This window comes from Shewanella sp. SM74 (genome assembly GCF_025653725.1).
Lineage (GTDB): Bacteria > Pseudomonadota > Gammaproteobacteria > Enterobacterales > Shewanellaceae > Shewanella > Shewanella oncorhynchi.
In genome coordinates this window covers 17,302-35,362 of the sequence record NZ_JAKKRZ010000013.1, presented here as the reverse complement: position 1 = coordinate 35,362, position 18,061 = coordinate 17,302, and the positions used below count along the sequence as shown (strand labels likewise).

The following is an 18,061-nucleotide window of genomic DNA, read 5'->3' as shown; positions in this document are numbered from 1 at the left end:
AAAAGGAATTAATACTCTTCCTTTAACAAGGCATAGACGAACTCATCGCCCCACGCGCCTTTAAAGAAGATGTTTTTCACATAATGGGCTTCGCGCCTAAAGCGGAGTTTTTCGAGTAAGCGACAGCAGGCAAGATTTTGTGCATCGGTGATGGCAATAACTCTATGCTTATGCAATTCAATAAAGAGGTAATCCAGCAATGCGCTGACGGCCTCAAAAGCAACATGTTTACCTTGATGTTCAGGCGCAATCGTAAAGCCAATTTCCACCTGCTGCTCATCAATAAAGTGCAGCGCCAGATCGCCAACTAATTGGGTTGGTGTAGTTCCCGACGCGCCACTGATAATCGCAAGCTGAAACCAAGTATCAACCGCACCAAATTGTGCATAATCCATCTTCTCGAACAACGCGAGTGCATCGCTATAGCGGTAATCCGTCCAGCTTTGATATTTGGCGACCTTAGGGTCGGCTCGATAGGCGGTAAAAGCCTCAAGATCCGCTCGCTGGAATGGCCTAAGAACAAAGTGCTCAGTCGTTAAACCGTTATTCACCACTTTATGAAGTGCTTTGCTTAACGCCAATGTCGATCCCATGACTTAGCTCCTTAATGTAAATAAGTCACTAAGTTACACCCAGAGCGAAAGTGATAACAGCGGCCAATGCGCTTTATTCTGTTATCAGTTTAGTGATTGAGGCACGCCAAGCTTGAACGCTATGAATAGCTTCAAACTCAGCGCTTACCTTTAAACTCTTTGGCGCTGTGCTTATTGATGCTACGGCGATTCGCCTGTTTATCCCGTGGTGGTCGCTTACGCTCAACTTGGATCTCAGTGGCGCCATCAGTGATTTTTTCACTCGGCTTATCCGTTACCGGAAAGTCAGCCAATAATGCCAGCGGTAACTCCCGCGCAGTTAAACTGCGGATCGCCGTTAAAGTTGCCATTTCACCGTGGCACACGAGGGAAATCGCCAGCCCTTTTTCGCCAGCGCGCGCGGTGCGGCCAATACGGTGCACGTACACAGGCGCACTCATGGGCAAATCCAAATTGATGACGACAGGCAAGGCATCAACATGAATACCGCGCGCCATCAAATCTGTCGCCACTAATACTTGGATCCGATTGGCTTTAAAGTCGGCCAAGGTTTGGCTGCGAACGGTTTGCTCTTTTTCACCGTGCAGCGCAGCGACTTTCATCCCCGCTTTGGCGAGTCGTTTAGCGACGGCATCGGCATCATCGCGGGCGCTGATAAACACCAACACCTGCGGCCATTGATATTGTTTTAACAGCGCAATCAATGCTTGTGCTTTGCTGCCCTTGTTGACTAAATAGAGCTGCTCTTCGATTTCACCAGCCACTGAATTCACCTTGTGGGCTTCGACCCGGAGCGGCTCATTCGCCAGTAGCTTGCCCGCCAATGCATCCAAAGCCTCGGGCAAGGTGGCAGAAAACAACAAGGTTTGCTTAAGCTTAGGCATAAACGCCATCAGCTTTTGCACATCAGGCCAAAACCCCATTTCTAACAGGCGGTCAGCTTCATCCAGCACAAGATGTTTTATCGAATCGAGGCTGATGTGGGACTGTTTGCATAAATCCAGTAAACGCCCAGGGGTTGCCACTAATACCCGCGGCTTGGCTGCAAGTTCGGCTAATTGGTCTTCCAGCGCGACCCCGCCACACAGAAGCTGAATGTTCAACGAAGTCGATAACTGGCTCGCCACTGTTTGCAGCGCCTCAGTCACTTGCAGCGCTAATTCCCGTGTAGGCACCAGCACTAACGCCAGTGCATTTGGAGGCTGTACAGACTTAGTGCTCTGCAACTGTGTTTGCTGTTGCAACAAAATTTGTTGTAGGAGTGGCAAACCAAAGGCTAAGGTTTTTCCGCTACCGGTTTGTGCTAAGGCTAACAAATCCCGTCCTGCAAGAATGGCCGGAATCGTGAGTTGCTGCACCTTTGTCGGATGTTTAAGACTTGCAGGCAAGGCCTTAAGTAACGTCGAATTTAAGCCAAGCTCAGCAAAAGTTAACGACTCAGGGGAAGAAGAAAGCTCAGGAAAGGACATCACAGCACCGGATCAAAACATGGGAGCGAAAGTTTACTGAGAGTTGCCTTTGAATACCAATGTTGTTTCGGCTTTTACCCAAGCCTTGGTACAGTTTGCAACGCTACTCATTACAACGGTACGGTTTGCAACGATACAGTTACGGCATTTGCGTTACGCCACTAAGAAAGTCTAGTTTGAAACTTCGATTGAATTTCTAAACCAAAGGTCAAATCAATAGCCGACCTAAAGAGAATCAACTGCAATCCCCTCTTGGATCTCCCCTGCCAACAAGGTCCATGTCTAACGGCCAGTTCGCAGGAATAGGTGAATTACTGTCGCTTCGGTGTTCGTGGTTTATCTTAAAAGAGACTCCAGCCGCATCTTTCTTATGTGCGCAAAGTTAACGCAGGTGATGGGATGGTAGATTTTAATCCCACAGCTTTCGTGAGCGCTTATGGTAGAATCCCGCCCAATCAGCTTTATGAATGTGCAACACAACTCATTTGTTTAACTGAACGTAGTGGAACACTACCGTGATTAACTAAATGAGGAGAAAAGATTATGAGTAAGTTAAATGCCGAAGAACGTAAAGCCCGCGATAACGCCCGTTTTTCACAACGCGTCGATGAACGCCGCACAAAAGGTGAAGACGTGGTCGCCTACGTGCTAGGCAACAAGCTCGCGTTTAAGTTTCTGACTAAACCAGAGAGACACGAATTTAAACAAAGAGAAGCTGCACTTGAAGAAGAAGCCAAGCTTAAAAAGCAGCAAGCGTTTCAGCTTAAAACCGAGCAAGAGTTAGAGAAAGTCGAAGCCGCATTTACTGATACTGAAGAGTAACCTCTCAAAAGAGCCATTGATCATCATTGATGGCTCACGCATACCCCATCTCCAAACTTCGTTTGGATCAAAGTCGTGGTGCTTCGCCCCTGATTTTTATTAGAGAATCGACCAAGGAGGGCTGATCATTACACCCTTCTCGGATCTCAATTGCCAAACAACGCTCATGTCTAACTGCCTGTTCGCCATTGTATTGTGAACTACTGATTCTGAACAATAATGTTCAATAACACGGATGTATCTCATATCTTTAAATCTATTCCTTTGCTACATTCGATTGTAAAGCGTTAAGTTGCTGTCTGATTATTTTTTAGGAGGAAGTGTGATCAGATTATTTTTGTTGTTCATTGCATTAAGCCAATTACTAATAACATCAGTCTATGGAAAAGAACTGAAATTTGCCGTAGTGCCAAAATTTTATAGTGTTTTTTTTGATCAAAGCAAAACGGGCTGTATAGATGCTGCACAAATAGAAGGCGTAGAATGTGTATATCGAGGACCTGAAATTAGCAGTGTTAGATTGCAAGATCAGGTAATAAATCAACTGATTGATGAAGGTATCGATGGTATCGCTGTCGCTGTTACACAATCTAAATACCTCGTTGAAAATAGCCTAAAAAGAGCCAAAGAAGCCGGAATTCCGGTTGTTACCTATGACTCTGATTTTGATGCTTCTATCAAAGAAGAACCTAAGAATTTACGCCTAGCTTATATAGGCACAGACAATTTTGAACTGGGTAAGTCATTGGGTGAACAGTTAAAAAAACTACGGCCAAATGGCGGAACGTTAATAATGCATTCTGGGCGGCCAGATTCTCCCAATCTGAATTTAAGACTTATGGGTGTACGCTCCGCCTTATCAGGAAAAAAATACGATGCTCCTCCTGGCGAATTACTCGATGGCGATTTAGGCTGGACAGAAGTTAGAGAACCTTTGTTTAACTTTGATCAGCTTAGTCAAGCCGTTAAACAAATGGAGTCCGTAATGAAAGGTAAGCCTGTGAAAGCAGACTCTTTTATCGCAGTGGGTGGTTGGGCGCAAAATAATGATGCGCTCTATCGTGAAATGATTGCTCCATACCAAGAAAAAATTAATAACAAAGAAATCGTCATTATTATTACCGATACATCTCCAGAGCAGTTAACGATGCTGAAAGATGGTCTTGCTCATGTCAATGTGGGTCAAAATCCATATGAAATGGGAAGACAGGCAATTTTGACGCTTTATAAAATTGTCACAAAACAAAAGTATGAAGAAACAATCTACACACCTGTTACGTTTTGTACTCCTCAGAACGTTGATACCTGCGATAAGCGTACCGGAATGTGACGCCAAAATGATGGATTAAGCCAGTACACATCTCAAAGGAGCCATTGATTATAATTGATGGCTCACGCATACCCCATTTCCAAACTTCGTTTGGATTTTTAAATCAAAATCTACATCAAAGTCGTGGGGCTTCACCCCACACCCTACCAAAAGGGAAAAAGCGCCTGTTCCCCTTTTGGAAATCCCGCGGCGAACAACGTCCATGTCTAACTGCCAGTTCGCCATCCCAGGCTCTCGTTCGAAACGCTGCTACGCAGCACTCACCCTAGCGAAGTTACATGCATTAGTTAGTAGTCTCATACTCCAACAAAAATAGCCTAACGGCTTAGATGGCACATCCAATGGCACATCCATGTGTCCCCGAGCCTGCGCCATCATCCATGATGTCGCCACAGCATTTTTAATCCGTATTTAGACAACTTCGCAGGGAATATGAACTCCTGAAGTTTCAGTGTTACTTATTCGTATTTAAAAAAAGAACTAACACTCCATCTTTCTAAAATTTAATAATGAGTGTCTCAATAACATTTCCTGCCTGTCCAATCATTTCAATGGCACGGCATACAAACCTCCTTATTCAATGCTTAAGCAAAGCTGGAGATTAACTACCACGCAATTACTGTGGATGCCCGTCTGATCTTCTGGGCGTTATCATGAAGGGAGTAGTGGTTATATTTAAATTTGGTACAAGTTTTATTATTTAGTGGACAATTAAATTAATAGGTTTGCAAGTCCGTGGTCTGCTCTTGTTAGCTACATTGATTGTCTGCATATACATTACCAGTTTTAGGGCAGATTCTAAAAACACATAAAACATTTTCTGCATCACCATCATCGCCCCAAAGAGAAACTTCATAACCAGCTTGAGGAGGAATGACTATTATTATTTCTTCACTATTGTTAGTGAATTGGCCTTGTGGAAGTAGATTTTTGAAATCATTAAAATCCATTTTTAGGATTTGTTCGTGTGCAAATTTCACTTTTAAAAAGGAAGTTGGGTAATTTTCATAGGGCCAATCATTTTCAGCTTCTCGGGGATGGACTGATTGTATCTTGATACTTCCGTCACATCTTATTTGATATTTGATTGAACCACCATCATGCATAAAGGGATAAATTAATGCTATGCTAGAAAACTGGATGTTGTCGAATAAATCTAATATATCTCTGTTTAATGTAAACAAAAGATGTAACTTTGCTGTCTCGGGAAAGTTAGATATTAATGGTAAGTTACCGCCAAAATATGACTCAGACTCTTCAGATATATTCAATGCTACGAGATTTCCCTTATAGTAAATTAAGGGTTTTCTGATTTGTCCATATTCTCCAGTTATTGAATCCATAGTTACTCTCTCATTAGCAGTTACGGTGCATATTAAGTGTTACTTTTCATTATAGTAACGCTATTTACGGTCATAGTCATTTTGTTTTATAGCAACTGCTTGATTCCGAATTCAACTCCGAAGTACGACACAGGACAATTAAGCAGCTAATTGGTGAAACACCACCGCAGGTTGCTCCAACTTCAAACACTTTAATATTTGGGCATAAATCCGAATATAAAAAAGCCCTGCAAGGTTAACCATTGCAGGGCTTTTTTCTTCTAGTGCGCAGCTAACCGCTGCGCCACTAGACCAAGTTAGCTATTCAGATCTTGAAAGAACTTTTTCACGCCATCGAAAAAGCCCTCAGCCTTTGGGCTGTGTTTTTTCGACTCACCTGTTAAGGTTGCTTCAAATTCGCGTAACAGTTCTTTTTGACGATCATTTAAGTTAACTGGGGTTTCCATAACCACTTTGCAGAGCAAGTCGCCTACCGCATGGCTGCGAACCGACTTGACGCCTTTGCCACGTAAACGGAACATACGGCCCGTTTGCGTTTCGGCTGGGATCTTCAGGCTGACTTTACCATCCAGTGTTGGCACTTCAATCTCACCGCCTAGGGCCGCTTTACTGAAGGATATCGGCACTTCGCAGTAAAGGTTGTTGCCATCACGGACGAAAATCGCATGCTCACGCACGCTGACCTGAACGTATAAATCCCCTGGAGGCGCACCAAACTCACCCGCTTCGCCTTCACCCGCTAAACGAATACGGTCGCCCGTATCGACGCCAGCTGGGATTTTAACTGATAAGGTTTTGCTCTTTTCAACACGGCCATCGCCATGACACTTAGTGCAAGGATCTTTGATGATCTTGCCGCGGCCATGACAGGTTGGACAAGGCTGTTGCACCGCAAAGAAACCTTGGCGCATTTGGACTTGGCCTTGACCATGACAGGTGCCACAAGTGGTTGCAGAGGTGCCTTTTTTAGCGCCGCTGCCTTCACATAGATCGCAAGTCGCCAGTGTTGGGATACGCAGTTCTTTGGTTAAGCCTTTAACGGCTTCTTCCAGTGATAATTCTAGGTTGTAACGTAAATCTGAGCCGCGGGCCGCTTGGCGTTGACCGCCACCACGACGTCCACCGCCGAAAATATCGCCAAAGACATCACCGAAAATATCACCGAAATCGCCTTGACCACCACCGTAACCACCGCCACCGCGATTAGGATCCACACCCGCATGACCAAATTGGTCATAGGCCGCTTTTTTGTCGGCGTCGGTTAGGATCTCGTAGGCTTCTTTAATTTCTTTAAAGTTAGCTTCTGCGGTTTTGTCGCCTGGGTTGCGATCTGGGTGAAATTTCATGGCCAGACGTTTGTAGGCCTTTTTAATTTCACGTTCGCTGGTGTCACGACTGACACCTAATACTTCGTAATAATCTCGCTTTGACATAATCTCATGCTTCTCAGCTGGTGTTGAACAAACGGGCGTTAGGGTTGCCCCGTAACGCCCGCCTAGAAATTAACGCTTTGAAATCAATCTATTTGATTGAAAACAAGTCATTATTTCTTGTCGTCTTTCACTTCTTCGAATTCAGCATCGACAACGTCATCGGCAGCAGCGTTAGCCTGTTTGCCCGCGTCGGCATTGTCGCCGCCTTGAGCTTGAGACTTAGCTTGAGCGATTTCCATCAGCTTAGCAGATGCTTCGATCAAGTTTTGAGTTGCCTTTTCAATGGCTTCTTTGTCATTGCCTTTGCTGGCAGTGTCAACAGCGGCCATAGCAGCTTGGATTTTCTCTTTATCTTCGCTTGGCAATGCATCACCCGCTTCTTCCACTTGTTTCTTAGTCGCGTGGACTAAGCCGTCAGCTTGGTTGCGTGCTTGCACTAACTCTTCAAACTTCTTGTCTTCATCTGCGTGAGCTTCGGCATCACGTACCATTTGCGCCACTTCTTCTTCGCTTAAGCCAGAAGAAGCTTTGATGGTAATGTTTTGTTTCTTGCCGGTTTTCTTGTCTGTCGCAGACACATGCAGAATACCGTCGGCATCGATGTCGAACATCACTTCAATTTGTGGCTGGCCACGTGGAGCTGGCTCAATACCGTCTAAGTTGAACTGGCCTAATGACTTGTTCGCGCTCGCTTGCTTACGCTCACCTTGCAGTACGTGAATCGTCACTGCGTTTTGGTTGTCATCGGCTGTTGAGAACACTTGCTGCGCCTTAGTAGGAATAGTGGTGTTCTTTTCAATCAACTTAGTCATCACGCTGCCCATGGTTTCGATACCCAGAGACAGTGGTGTTACGTCTAACAGTAATACGTCTTTCACGTCGCCTGACAGAACGCCCGCTTGAATTGCAGCACCTACGGCTACCGCTTCGTCTGGGTTCACGTCTTTACGAGGTTCTTTGCCGAAGAAGTTTGTCACTGCTTCTTGAACCTTAGGCATACGTGTTTGACCACCCACTAGAATCACTTCGTTGATGTCTGTTACAGATAAATCTGCATCAGCCAGGGCAACTTTTAGTGGCTCTAATGTACGGATAATCAAGTCTTCAACCAGTGATTCCAATTTAGCACGAGTGATTTTAATCACTAAATGCTTAGGACCTGTTGCGTCTGCCGTGATGTATGGCAGGTTCACTTCAGTGTGGTTGGTGCTTGAAAGTTCAATTTTCGCTTTTTCTGCTGCCTCTTTCAGACGTTGCATTGCTAATGGATCTTTACGCAGATCTAAGCCTTGCTCTTTCTTGAATTCGTCAGCTAAGTAGTTGATCAAACGGTTGTCAAAGTCTTCACCACCTAAGTGGGTGTCACCGTTGGTTGCCAACACTTCAAATGTTTGGTCGCCATCGTTGCTGTCGATTTCGATGATAGAGATATCGAATGTACCACCACCTAAATCGTATACTGCAACAATGTTGTCGCCTTGTTTCTTATCGATACCGTAGGCTAATGCTGCAGCCGTTGGTTCGTTGATAATACGTTTAACATCAAGACCTGCGATACGACCCGCATCTTTAGTCGCTTGACGTTGTGAATCGTTAAAGTAAGCAGGAACAGTAATAACCGCTTCTGTTACTTCTTCACCTAAAAAGTCTTCTGCGGTTTTTTTCATCTTTTTCAAGATTTCTGCAGAAACTTGTGGTGGAGCCATCTTGTTGCCACGCGATTCAACCCATGCATCACCGTTGTCGGCTGCAATGATTTTGAATGGCATGATGTTCACGTCACGTTGGACTTCGTCATCTTTAAAGCGACGACCAATCAAACGCTTAATCGCGAAGAATGTGTTAGTCGGGTTAGTCACAGCTTGACGTTTTGCTGGCGAACCGACAATGGTTTCATCATCTGTATAAGCGATGATTGACGGGGTTGTGCGATCGCCTTCAGCGTTTTCTAACACACGTGCTTTGCCACCATCGAGGACAGCTACACAAGAGTTTGTTGTGCCTAAGTCGATACCAATAATTTTACCCATGAGGTCCTCCGAAAAATTTCATTCAATCTAAATTTGTTTAGTTGGTTTTGATATGGGGCTAGACGGTTTAAATATCAAGTCCATCGTTGGCCACCTTCTCTGCCTTGATACCTATATTGGGACAGGGAATTTAATTACAAGGGCGAACAAAAAAATTTTCTGATTTATCTTTCTCGCATCTACAGCGGGATAAAATATCCAATCACATAAAATAGTCTTGCTTATCAACCAAAGCTGTTATTCAATCTGCCCACATTTGGCGGATGTTTATCCTAGTAAGGTAGCAGAGTGAAGTCTTCGAATTTAGCGTACGTGTATGGCATGGCGGCGGTCTTTCTCTGGTCTACAGTGGCCACGGCCTTTAAGATTGCCTTGAGTTACTACACACCGCTGCAACTGGTGTTTGTTGCCGTACTCACTTCGATTATTGCCCTTGCCGGAATCCTTGCTTGGCAAAAAAAGCTTTCCTTACTCAAGCAACAGTTTTTACGCCGCCCCATGTTTTATCTGGTGACTGGACTCATCAATCCCTTCCTTTACTATGTCGTGTTATTTAAAGCGTATTCCTTACTGCCAGCGCAGCAAGCTTTGTCACTTAATTACACTTGGGCGGTATTACTGCCGTTACTGGCCGCGCCTTTGTTAAAGCAACATTTGCGTAAAAGCGACATTGCAGCGGCGCTGATTGCCTACACTGGTGTGTTTATTATTGCCACCGGCGGCGATATCAGCGGCTTTAGTTTTGATAGCCCGCTCGGTATCGGCCTTGCTCTCACCAGCACCTTACTCTGGTGCCTATATTGGATCGTCAACACTAAAGATCAAGGCGATCCTGTGGTGAGTTTATTATTGAGTTTTCTTATCGGCTTACCTTTTGTTGCCGTCACCTTAGTGCTGACAGATACCCTGCCCAGTTTTAGTATTAAGGCGATATTTGCAGGTATGTATGTGGGCTTATTTGAGATGGGCATTACCTTCGTGCTCTGGTTAATGGCGCTGAAAACCGCCACTCGCACCGCGAACATCAGCACTATGGTGTTTTTATCCCCTGTGATGTCGATTGGTTTTATTGCGTGGATTTTGCAAGAAACGATTGCGATGGCAACCTATCTCGGCCTAGCCTTTATTTTATCGGGGATGATGTTGCAGCAACTTCTGCCCCGTTATTTAGAGCGTAAAAACAAGATAAGCACAAAGCTAGCGGAATAATCGTTGAGTAGCAGCCTTAAATAATGTTAGCTCACGGCAATGAGCCAATTAAAAGAGCTGGCTAACATTTTAAGCCAAGATTAAGCGCTAATATCTCCCATTTTGTGAAGGAGTATAAAATGACCCCGGCCGTCCGATTGGCGAAAAAAGCCAAGATCGCGTTTGATATCTTAGAGTACAGCCACGATCCACACTGCGCCGCCTACGGCGAAGAAGCCGCTAACACCTTAGGGCTTGAACCAGCGCAAGTATTTAAAACCCTTTTAGTTGCCATCGACAAAGCCCATGCGCCGATTGCCGTTGCGCTCGTGCCCGTCGATCATCAGCTTAATCTAAAAGCCGTAGCTAAATGCTTAAGACAAAAGAAACTACAAATGGCCGATGCCGACCTAGCACAAAAATCCTCAGGCTATCTGGTTGGCGGTATTAGTCCCTTAGCGCAAAAGAAACAATTGCCAACCTTGATTGATGCCAGCGCTCAAGGCTTCGACAGGATTTATGTCAGCGCGGGCAGACGCGGTTTAGAGATAAGCTTAGCGGCCACAGACTTAGCTCAGCTTTGCAAAGGCGAATTTGCCGATATCAAGACACTTTAAGCGATCTCGACCACATTAAGCACAAGTCATTCGACGTTAAGTAAGTAATTCACTCCACTTTAAGTTGTACGCACTCATGTTAGATAAATGGTGAACAAGGCTCAAACGGCAACAAACTGGCCAGCGTACTGAGTCTAACAGTGGAAAGCGTTTGATAAAGCCGTGATATCCGTCTATAAATTGTACTGAGGTACAAATCGACTAAGGATAGTCAGATGGAAAAATCAACCCAATGGAATCCAGAAAATAGCATCAGCCCTATCAGTTGGTGCGCCATGCTACTCTGCATCGCCTTATTTATTTATGAGCATTTCTGGGGAAACAGTTTTACCACTATGGTAGTCATGCTCTATTGCAGTTTTATGCTACCTTCGGTTTTACTCACTCGCAGAGTACAAGAAAAGTACTTTATTTATACCTTGGAATACATCAAGGCCTTTCGTAAATTCACTGTCGTTATGTCGACGATATTTTTCTGTATCTGGTTACTTGTTACTTATACCCCGCTCACCATAAGCAGCTAAACTTGTTAGCCAAACACATTAATGTCGCTATTCAGTTGGATACCGCAAACAAAAAAGCCGTCAACGTAGTAGGTTAACGGCTTTGGGTTTATCGGTATTTACCGCTAAACACGACTAGTGTAATCACCCCAAGCTAACCACTTATATGTGGTTAATGCCTCAAGCCCCATTGGACCGCGGGCGTGCAGTTTTTGGGTGCTCACAGCCACTTCAGCGCCAAGACCAAACTGACCGCCATCGGTAAAACGAGTACTGGCATTCACATACACGGCGGCTGAGTTCACTTCATTCATAAAGTGCGCCGCTGCATGAATATCATCGGTCAAAATGGCTTCCGAATGGCCGCTAGAATACTGGCGAATATGACTAACGGCGGCATCGATATCGCTCACGACTTTAATACCTAAGGTTAATGACAGCCATTCAATACCAAAATCCTCAGACTTAGCAAGCGTCACATCGAACCCTAAACCATCCAGCAGACTAAAACTTGTGTCACAAACTGAAAAACGCACGCCTAGACGATGCAGATATTCGGCAATTTGCGGTACAAAGCTGCTAGCCACGCGCTCATCCACCAGCAAGGTATCAAGAGCATTGCACACAGTTGGACGCTGCACTTTGGCATTAGCGATTACGCCTAAGGCACGCTCAAGGTCGGCATTTTTATCGACATACAAGTGGCAAATACCTATGCCACCTAAGATCACCGGAATGGTCGCTTGCTCAGCACATAAGCGCTGCAATGCTTGACCGCCGCGCGGCACTATCATGTCGACATATTGATCGAGCTTAAGTAAACCTGTCACTAGGGCTCTGTCTGAAGAATCAATAAATTGCACCGCATCTATGGGCAAACCTTGGGCGACAATCGCGCCGCGGATCACTTCGCTGATAAGCTTATTCGATTCAAGGGTTTCTTTACCGCCACGGAGGATCACCGCATTACCCGTTTTAAGGGCGAGTACCGCGATATCGACAGTCACATTCGGGCGCGCCTCGTAGATAACCCCAATCACGCCCAGCGGTACGCGGCGGCGAGTCAGCCTTAAACCGTTATCTAATAACTTGCTGCCAAACTCTTCGCCCACGGAATCAGCAAGGCGGATCACATCGCTGATATCACCGATAATGCCCGCTAAACGCGCATCATCGAGCAACAGTCTGTCGATCATCGCCTCAGTTAATCCATCGTTCTTAGCGGCGGCAACGTCTTTAGCATTAGCGGCTAAAATGGCGGCGGAGTTTGCCGTCAGCGCATCGGCAATAGCTTCGAGTAAGTCAGCCTTTTGGCTCGCCGTTAAGTTGGCTAAAGCATAACTGGCCTGTTTGGCATTTTGGCCAAGTTGCTGTAAATACTGATCTTGATTCATTTGACTCAAAACAGACCTCGCTTATAAGACAACCATGTCGTTGCGGTGCACTATTGCGTCACCATAATCGTAACCGAGTACAGACTCGATCTCGTCGGAATGCTTACCTGCAATCAAACTCAGGGCTTGGCCACAGTATCGTGTCATCCCTTTAGCAATCACTTTACCTTGTTGATCAACTAATTGTAGCGTCGCACCACGTTCAAACTGACCTTTAACGCCTACGATACCTTTAGACAATAGACTGCGGCCCTTGTCAGTCACGGCTTTGACCGCGCCCGCATCAAGCACTAAAGAACCTTGAGTCGCAGGTCCCGCTAGAATCCACTGTTTGCGGCTTTCGAGCGGGTTTTCGATGGCACTAAAGTGAGTACCGACTGACTCTTTGGCGACCACTTTTTTGATCACATCAGGGTGATGGCCAGAGGCGATAACCACTTCGATGCCAGCACGGCGAGCAATATCCGCCGCTTCCAATTTAGTCGACATACCACCCGTGCCTAAACCCGATACAGAACCGCCCGCCAACATACGCAGACTATCGTCAATCTTCACCACCTGTGAAATCAACTTAGCGTTCGGGTTAGTGCGCGGATCAGCATCGAATAAGCCCTTTTGATCCGTCAATAAAATCAATAAGTCAGCATCGCATAAGAGTGCTGCGCGCGCCGATAAATTGTCGTTATCGCCCACTTTGATCTCATTGGTGGCAACGGCATCGTTTTCATTGATGATCGGCACAATATTATTCGCCAACAAGGCATTAAGCGTGTCGCGGGCGTTAAGGTAACGCTCCCTATCCTGCAAGTCGGCACGGGTCAGCAGCAATTGGCCCACGTGCAGCCCATAAATACTAAAGAGTTGTGCCCAAGCGAGGATCAACTGACTTTGCCCGACAGCGGCTAACAATTGCTTATTGGCCATAGTGTCGGGCAGCGTCGGGTATTGGAGATGTTCACGCCCAGCGGCAATTGCCCCTGAGGTGCATAATACGACTTCGACCCCTGACTTCATCAGTGCGGCCATTTGACGAGCAAGCTCAACCATGTGGGCTTTATCTAGCTGTTTACTGCCAGAGGTAAGCACACTCGTCCCTAACTTCACTACCACGCGGCGATACGCAATCTCACTTAAGTTCATTATTCATTTGTAACAAAATAACCGAACAATCCTTATACCTAATCCGCTGAGTAATTGGTAGCAAGGAGTTATTAACTCGAGATAAATTTTCGTTTTTGCTTAGAATCGCGCATTAAAAAGGGCCATCGATTAGATGGCCCTCAAAAAAATGTAAACAATCTACGCTGCGAGTTTTTACTGTACAGGTGAATTAATCGACAGCATCAACCATAGACAAACTTAGCTACAAACAATGCGGCTAATACTAAAATGCCCACATTAAGATCGCTAAAGCGACCTGTGAGTAATTTGATTGCTGCATATGAGATGATCCCAAAGGCAATGCCCGTCGCGATAGAAAACGTTAGCGGCATTAATATACACACAACCACCACAGGCGCGGCTTCAGTCAAATCTTCCCATTCGACATGCACCAGTCCCGACATCATCAAAATCGCTACATAAAACAGTGTGCCCGCAGTCGCATAAGCCGGGATCATCCCCGCCAATGGCGATAAAAATAACGCAGCAATGAAGAGTAATCCCACCACAACGGCCGTTAAACCAGTACGGCCACCTGCGCTCACACCCGCAGTACTTTCGATATAACTTGTCGTGGTGGAAGTGCCAAAAGCCGCCCCCGCAATCGTTGCTAAACTGTCAGCGGTTAAGGCACGATTCAGGCGTGGTAAACGGCCTTTATCATCGAGAAAACCACCGCGCTGTGCAACCGCCACTAAGGTGCCAGAGGTATCGAAGAGATCCACAAATAAGAAGGCAAAAACGACTGATAACATAGTTACTTCAAATACTTGGGATAAATCCATCTTCATAAATGTAGGTGCGATTGAAGGTGGCATTGATACAATGCCCTGATACTGCACATCACCAAACACTAGTCCTAGGCCAGTGATAATCAGAATGCTGGCAATCACCGCCGACTTCATTCCCCGCTGCACCATAGCAATAATGAGGAAAAAGCCCAGCACAGCCATAACCGCCGGAAATGCCGTGATATCGCCCAGCGTCACTAGCGTAGCAGGACTTGCCACCACAATACCGGCGCTCTTAAGGCCAATCAGGGCAAGAAACAAACCAATACCTGCAGCAATACCGATACGTAACGACATGGGAATACTATTTACAATCCATTCTCGAATACGCACTAAGGACAAGATTAAAAAGCAAATTCCCGACAGGAATACCGCGCCTAACGCAGTCTCCCAGCTGTAACCCATTTCACCCACGACTGTGTAGGTAAAAAAGGCATTAAGTCCCATACCTGGAGCAAGCGCAATGGGATAATTCGCCATCAACCCCATAACCAAACAGCCGACAGCCGCCGCCAAACAGGTCGCCACAAATACAGCACCATGGTCCATGCCTGCATCGGCTAACATCATTGGGTTCACAAAAATGATGTAGGCCATCGTCATAAATGTTGTCAAACCTGCGACCGCTTCCTGCTTGAGGCTCGTTTGATTTTGTTTCAGTTTGAACAGTTTTTCTAACATGGAACAAGGTTCCTTTTTATTTTAAGTATGTAGGGTATTTAGATGTGAACACTATGTAACGTGATGACATTTGCAGCCGATTATAGGGAGTTTAGGCTGGTCAGGCCAGAAAATTGGCAAAGGAGTAATGAAGAGAAAATGCTCAAATATCTATGCAAACGAATGCAATATCCTCGGGTGAGACTCGCGTTGAAGGTTAAGCATAAAAAATGAACATATTATGAACAAGATGATTAACTCGTTAGCGACCAATGCTGATTTGTAGCCATAAACAGCCCACATAAAGAGTAACAAGGATATATACAGCAGAAATAACTAAATTCAATTTCCACAGACTCAACCAAAAACTCCCTTTAAAATATGTACGTAGCCTTACTTCTGATTTGCATAATGTTAAAGAAGAAGGTACCAACATTAACGCAGAACAGCCAAAGGTTGGTAATACCATAAAAATCATGCCTAAACCCGCAGCCCCAGCAGAAGCTTCAGATGTTTGACAGTCAATAGATGCTAGCGTTATATATCCTAAAATGACGCCTGCAATGGCAAGAATAAAACCTAACAGTTGAAGAGTTCTCAAATTCATCCTTGGTAACAAACAGCGTTTAAATTGACTTATCGTAAAATCCTATCAGCTCAGCGATTTCGCTTAGATGGGTATCGACCCAAGCGCTGCTGATCGGCCCCCAGGTGACTATGCGGTAATAACCTGAATTGTTACGGCTGCCTTCCTGCACAAACTCGACTCGAATACCTATATCCTCAAAAGCTGCGATAGCGTCCTGTAAAGTTCGGCGAGGCATTCCGGTTAACTTATTGAGTGATAATAGATTATGGCGGTCATCATCCATTAAATGCGCCAAATATAACTTACGCAGAAACGCCTTATTTTGCTTTGAAACCTGTTCGGATGCTGGCATTGAAAGTGACATAGGATGACCTGTCTGGAAACAAAAGTAATTATCATCAAAACTACTTTATATTCAGTCAATAAGGCAATAGCCAATACTAAATACTTACGGTTCGCGACAAGATCATCAGATAACAAATCTGCACTTAAATCAAACAAAACGACTTGTCATCCTCCCCCAACAACTGTTATTTCTAATATCACTCAACACCTATGAAGAAAGGCTAAAATGAGCCAGACAATCACAGCAGACCAAATACTGACATTTTGGTTTGAAGACATTGACCCAAAGCTTTGGTGGATTAAAGATGTTGAATTTGATACCCAGATCAAACAGCGCTTCGAAGGTGTACTACTTCAAGCTAAACGGGGAGAGCTTTCACATTGGCGAATCACGCCTCAAGGTCGATTAGCTGAGATCATAGTGCTCGATCAATTCTCCCGTAATATTTACCGCAATACGCCTGCCGCATTCGAAGCCGATGCGATAGCCCTAGTGCTCGCCCAAGAGGCCGTTGCCCAACGGGTCGACACAGCACTAAAATCCAAACAAGTCCCTTTTCTATTTATGCCCTATATGCACAGCGAATCGGCAGCCATTCACCAAGTAGCAGTAAAACTGTTTAATCGCGAAGCTGCGATAACAAACCTCGCGTTTGAACTGCGCCATAAAGCGATTATCGACAGGTTTGGCCGCTATCCACATAGAAATATTATCTTAGGCAGGGAGTCTACGGCGGAAGAAATTGCTTTTCTGACTGAACCGGGCTCATCCTTTTGAGCCTGTAATAGGTTAAAGCGTTAATGTGTATTTGATAAATAAAGCCGTGCTGAGTTCACAGACACACTACACTTACTCAAGAAAGTCATGGAATGACTTGGCGAGTATCAAACACAGTTGCAAGTGTATACCGCGGAGGTGTTGGTAACTTATGGCGCATAAACTAAATAAGCCAAATAGCTCAGTGGCTCGTCGTAACCGCTATAAATTGATGGGGTTACTCATCCTATGCGGCGCTCAGCTCGGCCAAGCGGCTGAAATTAAGATAGGCGTCAGCCTGTCTATCCCGCCCTATGTCATCCAAGCAACCAATAGCGGGATCGAACTCGAATTACTTAACCAAGCCCTCGCCGTTAAAGGCCATACTGCTTCTATCCACTACTTACCACTGGCGCGCACTTTCCATGAACTCAGGGAGGGTAAACTCGATGGCATCATCAACATCAAAGAAGGAATGATTAACAACGTTTTTTATTCCAACGTTGCGATAACCTACCAAAACTGCGCCATTAGCCTCGAGAGTAATCAATTTAACATCAATAGCATAGAAGACTTAAACAACAAACAAGTCGTCGCCTTTCAACGTGCATCATCGTTACTGGGGGAAGAGTTTGCCAACATGGTTAAGACCAATAGCGGCTACCAAGAACAAGCGAGGCAAGTGCAGCAGGTTTATATGCTGATGAAGCGCAGAGCCGATGTCGTTGTGATGGATAAAAATATTTTCAAATACTACTTAAAGCAGGCCTATCTTGAGGGCAAACTCACTGAGAAAGACTTAAAACAACAGGCGATTTGCCACCAAATATTCCCACCTACAGAATACAAGTTCGCGTTTCTCAGTGAACAAATTCGGGATGATTTTAATGCGGGACTCAAACAAATTACCCAAGATGGTAGCTTAGTGGCTCTGCAGGAAAAGTATCGACGCCTGATGTCATTTGACAATGAAGCCGAGGCGTCGACTAAGTTAACAGAACCTAAAATGATCAAAAATGATTCCTACTAAACTTAT

At 45.2% G+C, this 18,061-nt stretch carries 17 protein-coding genes; 7 read left to right on the top strand and 10 right to left on the bottom strand.

Features of this window, described 5'->3' with window-relative positions:
• Positions 1 to 8: 8 nt before the first annotated feature.
• Entirely contained in the window at positions 9 to 593 is a 585-nt protein-coding gene (locus L5M49_RS14295; protein WP_263238451.1) for a GNAT family N-acetyltransferase, read from the bottom strand.
• A gap of 137 nt (positions 594 to 730) precedes the next feature.
• On the bottom strand, positions 731 to 2,062 hold the full coding sequence (locus L5M49_RS14290; protein WP_263266316.1) for a DEAD/DEAH box helicase: 1,332 nt from the start codon (positions 2,060 to 2,062) through the stop codon (positions 731 to 733).
• A gap of 543 nt (positions 2,063 to 2,605) precedes the next feature.
• Between L5M49_RS14290 and L5M49_RS14285 the strand changes: the two genes are divergently transcribed.
• Positions 2,606 to 2,884 carry a DNA polymerase III subunit epsilon gene (locus L5M49_RS14285; RefSeq protein ID WP_263161691.1) on the top strand — a complete coding sequence of 93 codons (279 nt, stop codon included), beginning with the start codon at positions 2,606 to 2,608 and terminating at the stop codon, positions 2,882 to 2,884.
• A 322-nt stretch (positions 2,885 to 3,206) separates the two neighbouring features.
• Positions 3,207 to 4,214, top strand: coding sequence for a sugar-binding protein (locus L5M49_RS14280; protein WP_263266315.1), 1,008 nt, complete (start codon positions 3,207 to 3,209; stop codon positions 4,212 to 4,214).
• Between the two features lie 749 nt (positions 4,215 to 4,963).
• Here L5M49_RS14280 and L5M49_RS14275 read toward each other — a convergent pair.
• From L5M49_RS14275 to dnaK, 3 genes are all read right to left on the bottom strand, one after another.
• A complete protein-coding gene (locus L5M49_RS14275; RefSeq protein WP_263161686.1) occupies positions 4,964 to 5,557 on the bottom strand; it encodes a hypothetical protein in 594 nt (197 codons plus the stop codon).
• A gap of 296 nt (positions 5,558 to 5,853) precedes the next feature.
• A complete protein-coding gene (gene dnaJ, locus L5M49_RS14270; protein WP_113941183.1) occupies positions 5,854 to 6,990 on the bottom strand; it encodes a molecular chaperone DnaJ in 1,137 nt (378 codons plus the stop codon).
• Positions 6,991 to 7,100: 110 nt separating this feature from the next.
• Positions 7,101 to 9,020 carry a molecular chaperone DnaK gene (dnaK, locus tag L5M49_RS14265; RefSeq protein ID WP_105251655.1) on the bottom strand — a complete coding sequence of 640 codons (1,920 nt, stop codon included), beginning with the start codon at positions 9,018 to 9,020 and terminating at the stop codon, positions 7,101 to 7,103.
• A gap of 288 nt (positions 9,021 to 9,308) precedes the next feature.
• Here dnaK and L5M49_RS14260 point away from each other — a divergent pair, with 288 nt between their 5' ends.
• The 3 genes from L5M49_RS14260 (at position 9,309) to L5M49_RS14250 (ending at position 11,349) form a co-directional block, all read left to right on the top strand.
• On the top strand, positions 9,309 to 10,229 hold the full coding sequence (locus L5M49_RS14260; protein ID WP_263207321.1) for a DMT family transporter: 921 nt from the start codon (positions 9,309 to 9,311) through the stop codon (positions 10,227 to 10,229).
• 119 nt (positions 10,230 to 10,348) lie between these two features.
• On the top strand, positions 10,349 to 10,825 hold the full coding sequence (gene ybaK, locus L5M49_RS14255) for a Cys-tRNA(Pro) deacylase (RefSeq protein ID WP_263161682.1): 477 nt from the start codon (positions 10,349 to 10,351) through the stop codon (positions 10,823 to 10,825).
• A 215-nt stretch (positions 10,826 to 11,040) separates the two neighbouring features.
• Complete coding sequence (locus L5M49_RS14250; protein ID WP_212599364.1) at positions 11,041 to 11,349, top strand: hypothetical protein; 309 nt, start codon at positions 11,041 to 11,043, stop codon at positions 11,347 to 11,349.
• Between the two features lie 104 nt (positions 11,350 to 11,453).
• On the opposite strand, the gene L5M49_RS14245 is transcribed toward L5M49_RS14250, so the two are convergent.
• The 5 genes from L5M49_RS14245 to L5M49_RS14225 all read right to left on the bottom strand — a co-directional run bounded on the left by L5M49_RS14245 (position 11,454) and on the right by L5M49_RS14225 (position 16,287).
• Positions 11,454 to 12,731, bottom strand: coding sequence for a glutamate-5-semialdehyde dehydrogenase (locus tag L5M49_RS14245; protein WP_263266314.1), 1,278 nt, complete (start codon positions 12,729 to 12,731; stop codon positions 11,454 to 11,456).
• A 12-nt stretch (positions 12,732 to 12,743) separates the two neighbouring features.
• Positions 12,744 to 13,862: a glutamate 5-kinase gene (gene proB, locus L5M49_RS14240; RefSeq protein ID WP_105251651.1), complete on the bottom strand. Its 1,119-nt coding sequence runs from the start codon at positions 13,860 to 13,862 to the stop codon at positions 12,744 to 12,746.
• A 203-nt stretch (positions 13,863 to 14,065) separates the two neighbouring features.
• Positions 14,066 to 15,355, bottom strand: a complete 1,290-nt coding sequence (locus L5M49_RS14235; RefSeq protein WP_131523194.1) for an NCS2 family permease — start codon at positions 15,353 to 15,355, stop codon at positions 14,066 to 14,068.
• A gap of 241 nt (positions 15,356 to 15,596) precedes the next feature.
• Positions 15,597 to 15,935 carry a carbon starvation protein CstA gene (locus L5M49_RS14230; RefSeq protein WP_263161677.1) on the bottom strand — a complete coding sequence of 113 codons (339 nt, stop codon included), beginning with the start codon at positions 15,933 to 15,935 and terminating at the stop codon, positions 15,597 to 15,599.
• Positions 15,936 to 15,960: 25 nt separating this feature from the next.
• Complete coding sequence (locus L5M49_RS14225) at positions 15,961 to 16,287, bottom strand: winged helix-turn-helix domain-containing protein (protein ID WP_219255339.1); 327 nt, start codon at positions 16,285 to 16,287, stop codon at positions 15,961 to 15,963.
• Positions 16,288 to 16,494: 207 nt separating this feature from the next.
• Here L5M49_RS14225 and L5M49_RS14220 point away from each other — a divergent pair, with 207 nt between their 5' ends.
• Positions 16,495 to 17,046, top strand: a complete 552-nt coding sequence (locus L5M49_RS14220; protein WP_113941177.1) for a DUF924 family protein — start codon at positions 16,495 to 16,497, stop codon at positions 17,044 to 17,046.
• Positions 17,047 to 17,197: 151 nt separating this feature from the next.
• The gene (locus L5M49_RS14215; protein ID WP_263139984.1) at positions 17,198 to 18,055 is read left to right on the top strand and encodes a substrate-binding periplasmic protein; all 858 of its coding nucleotides are present in this window, start codon (positions 17,198 to 17,200) and stop codon (positions 18,053 to 18,055) included.
• Positions 18,056 to 18,061: the final 6 nt, after the last annotated feature.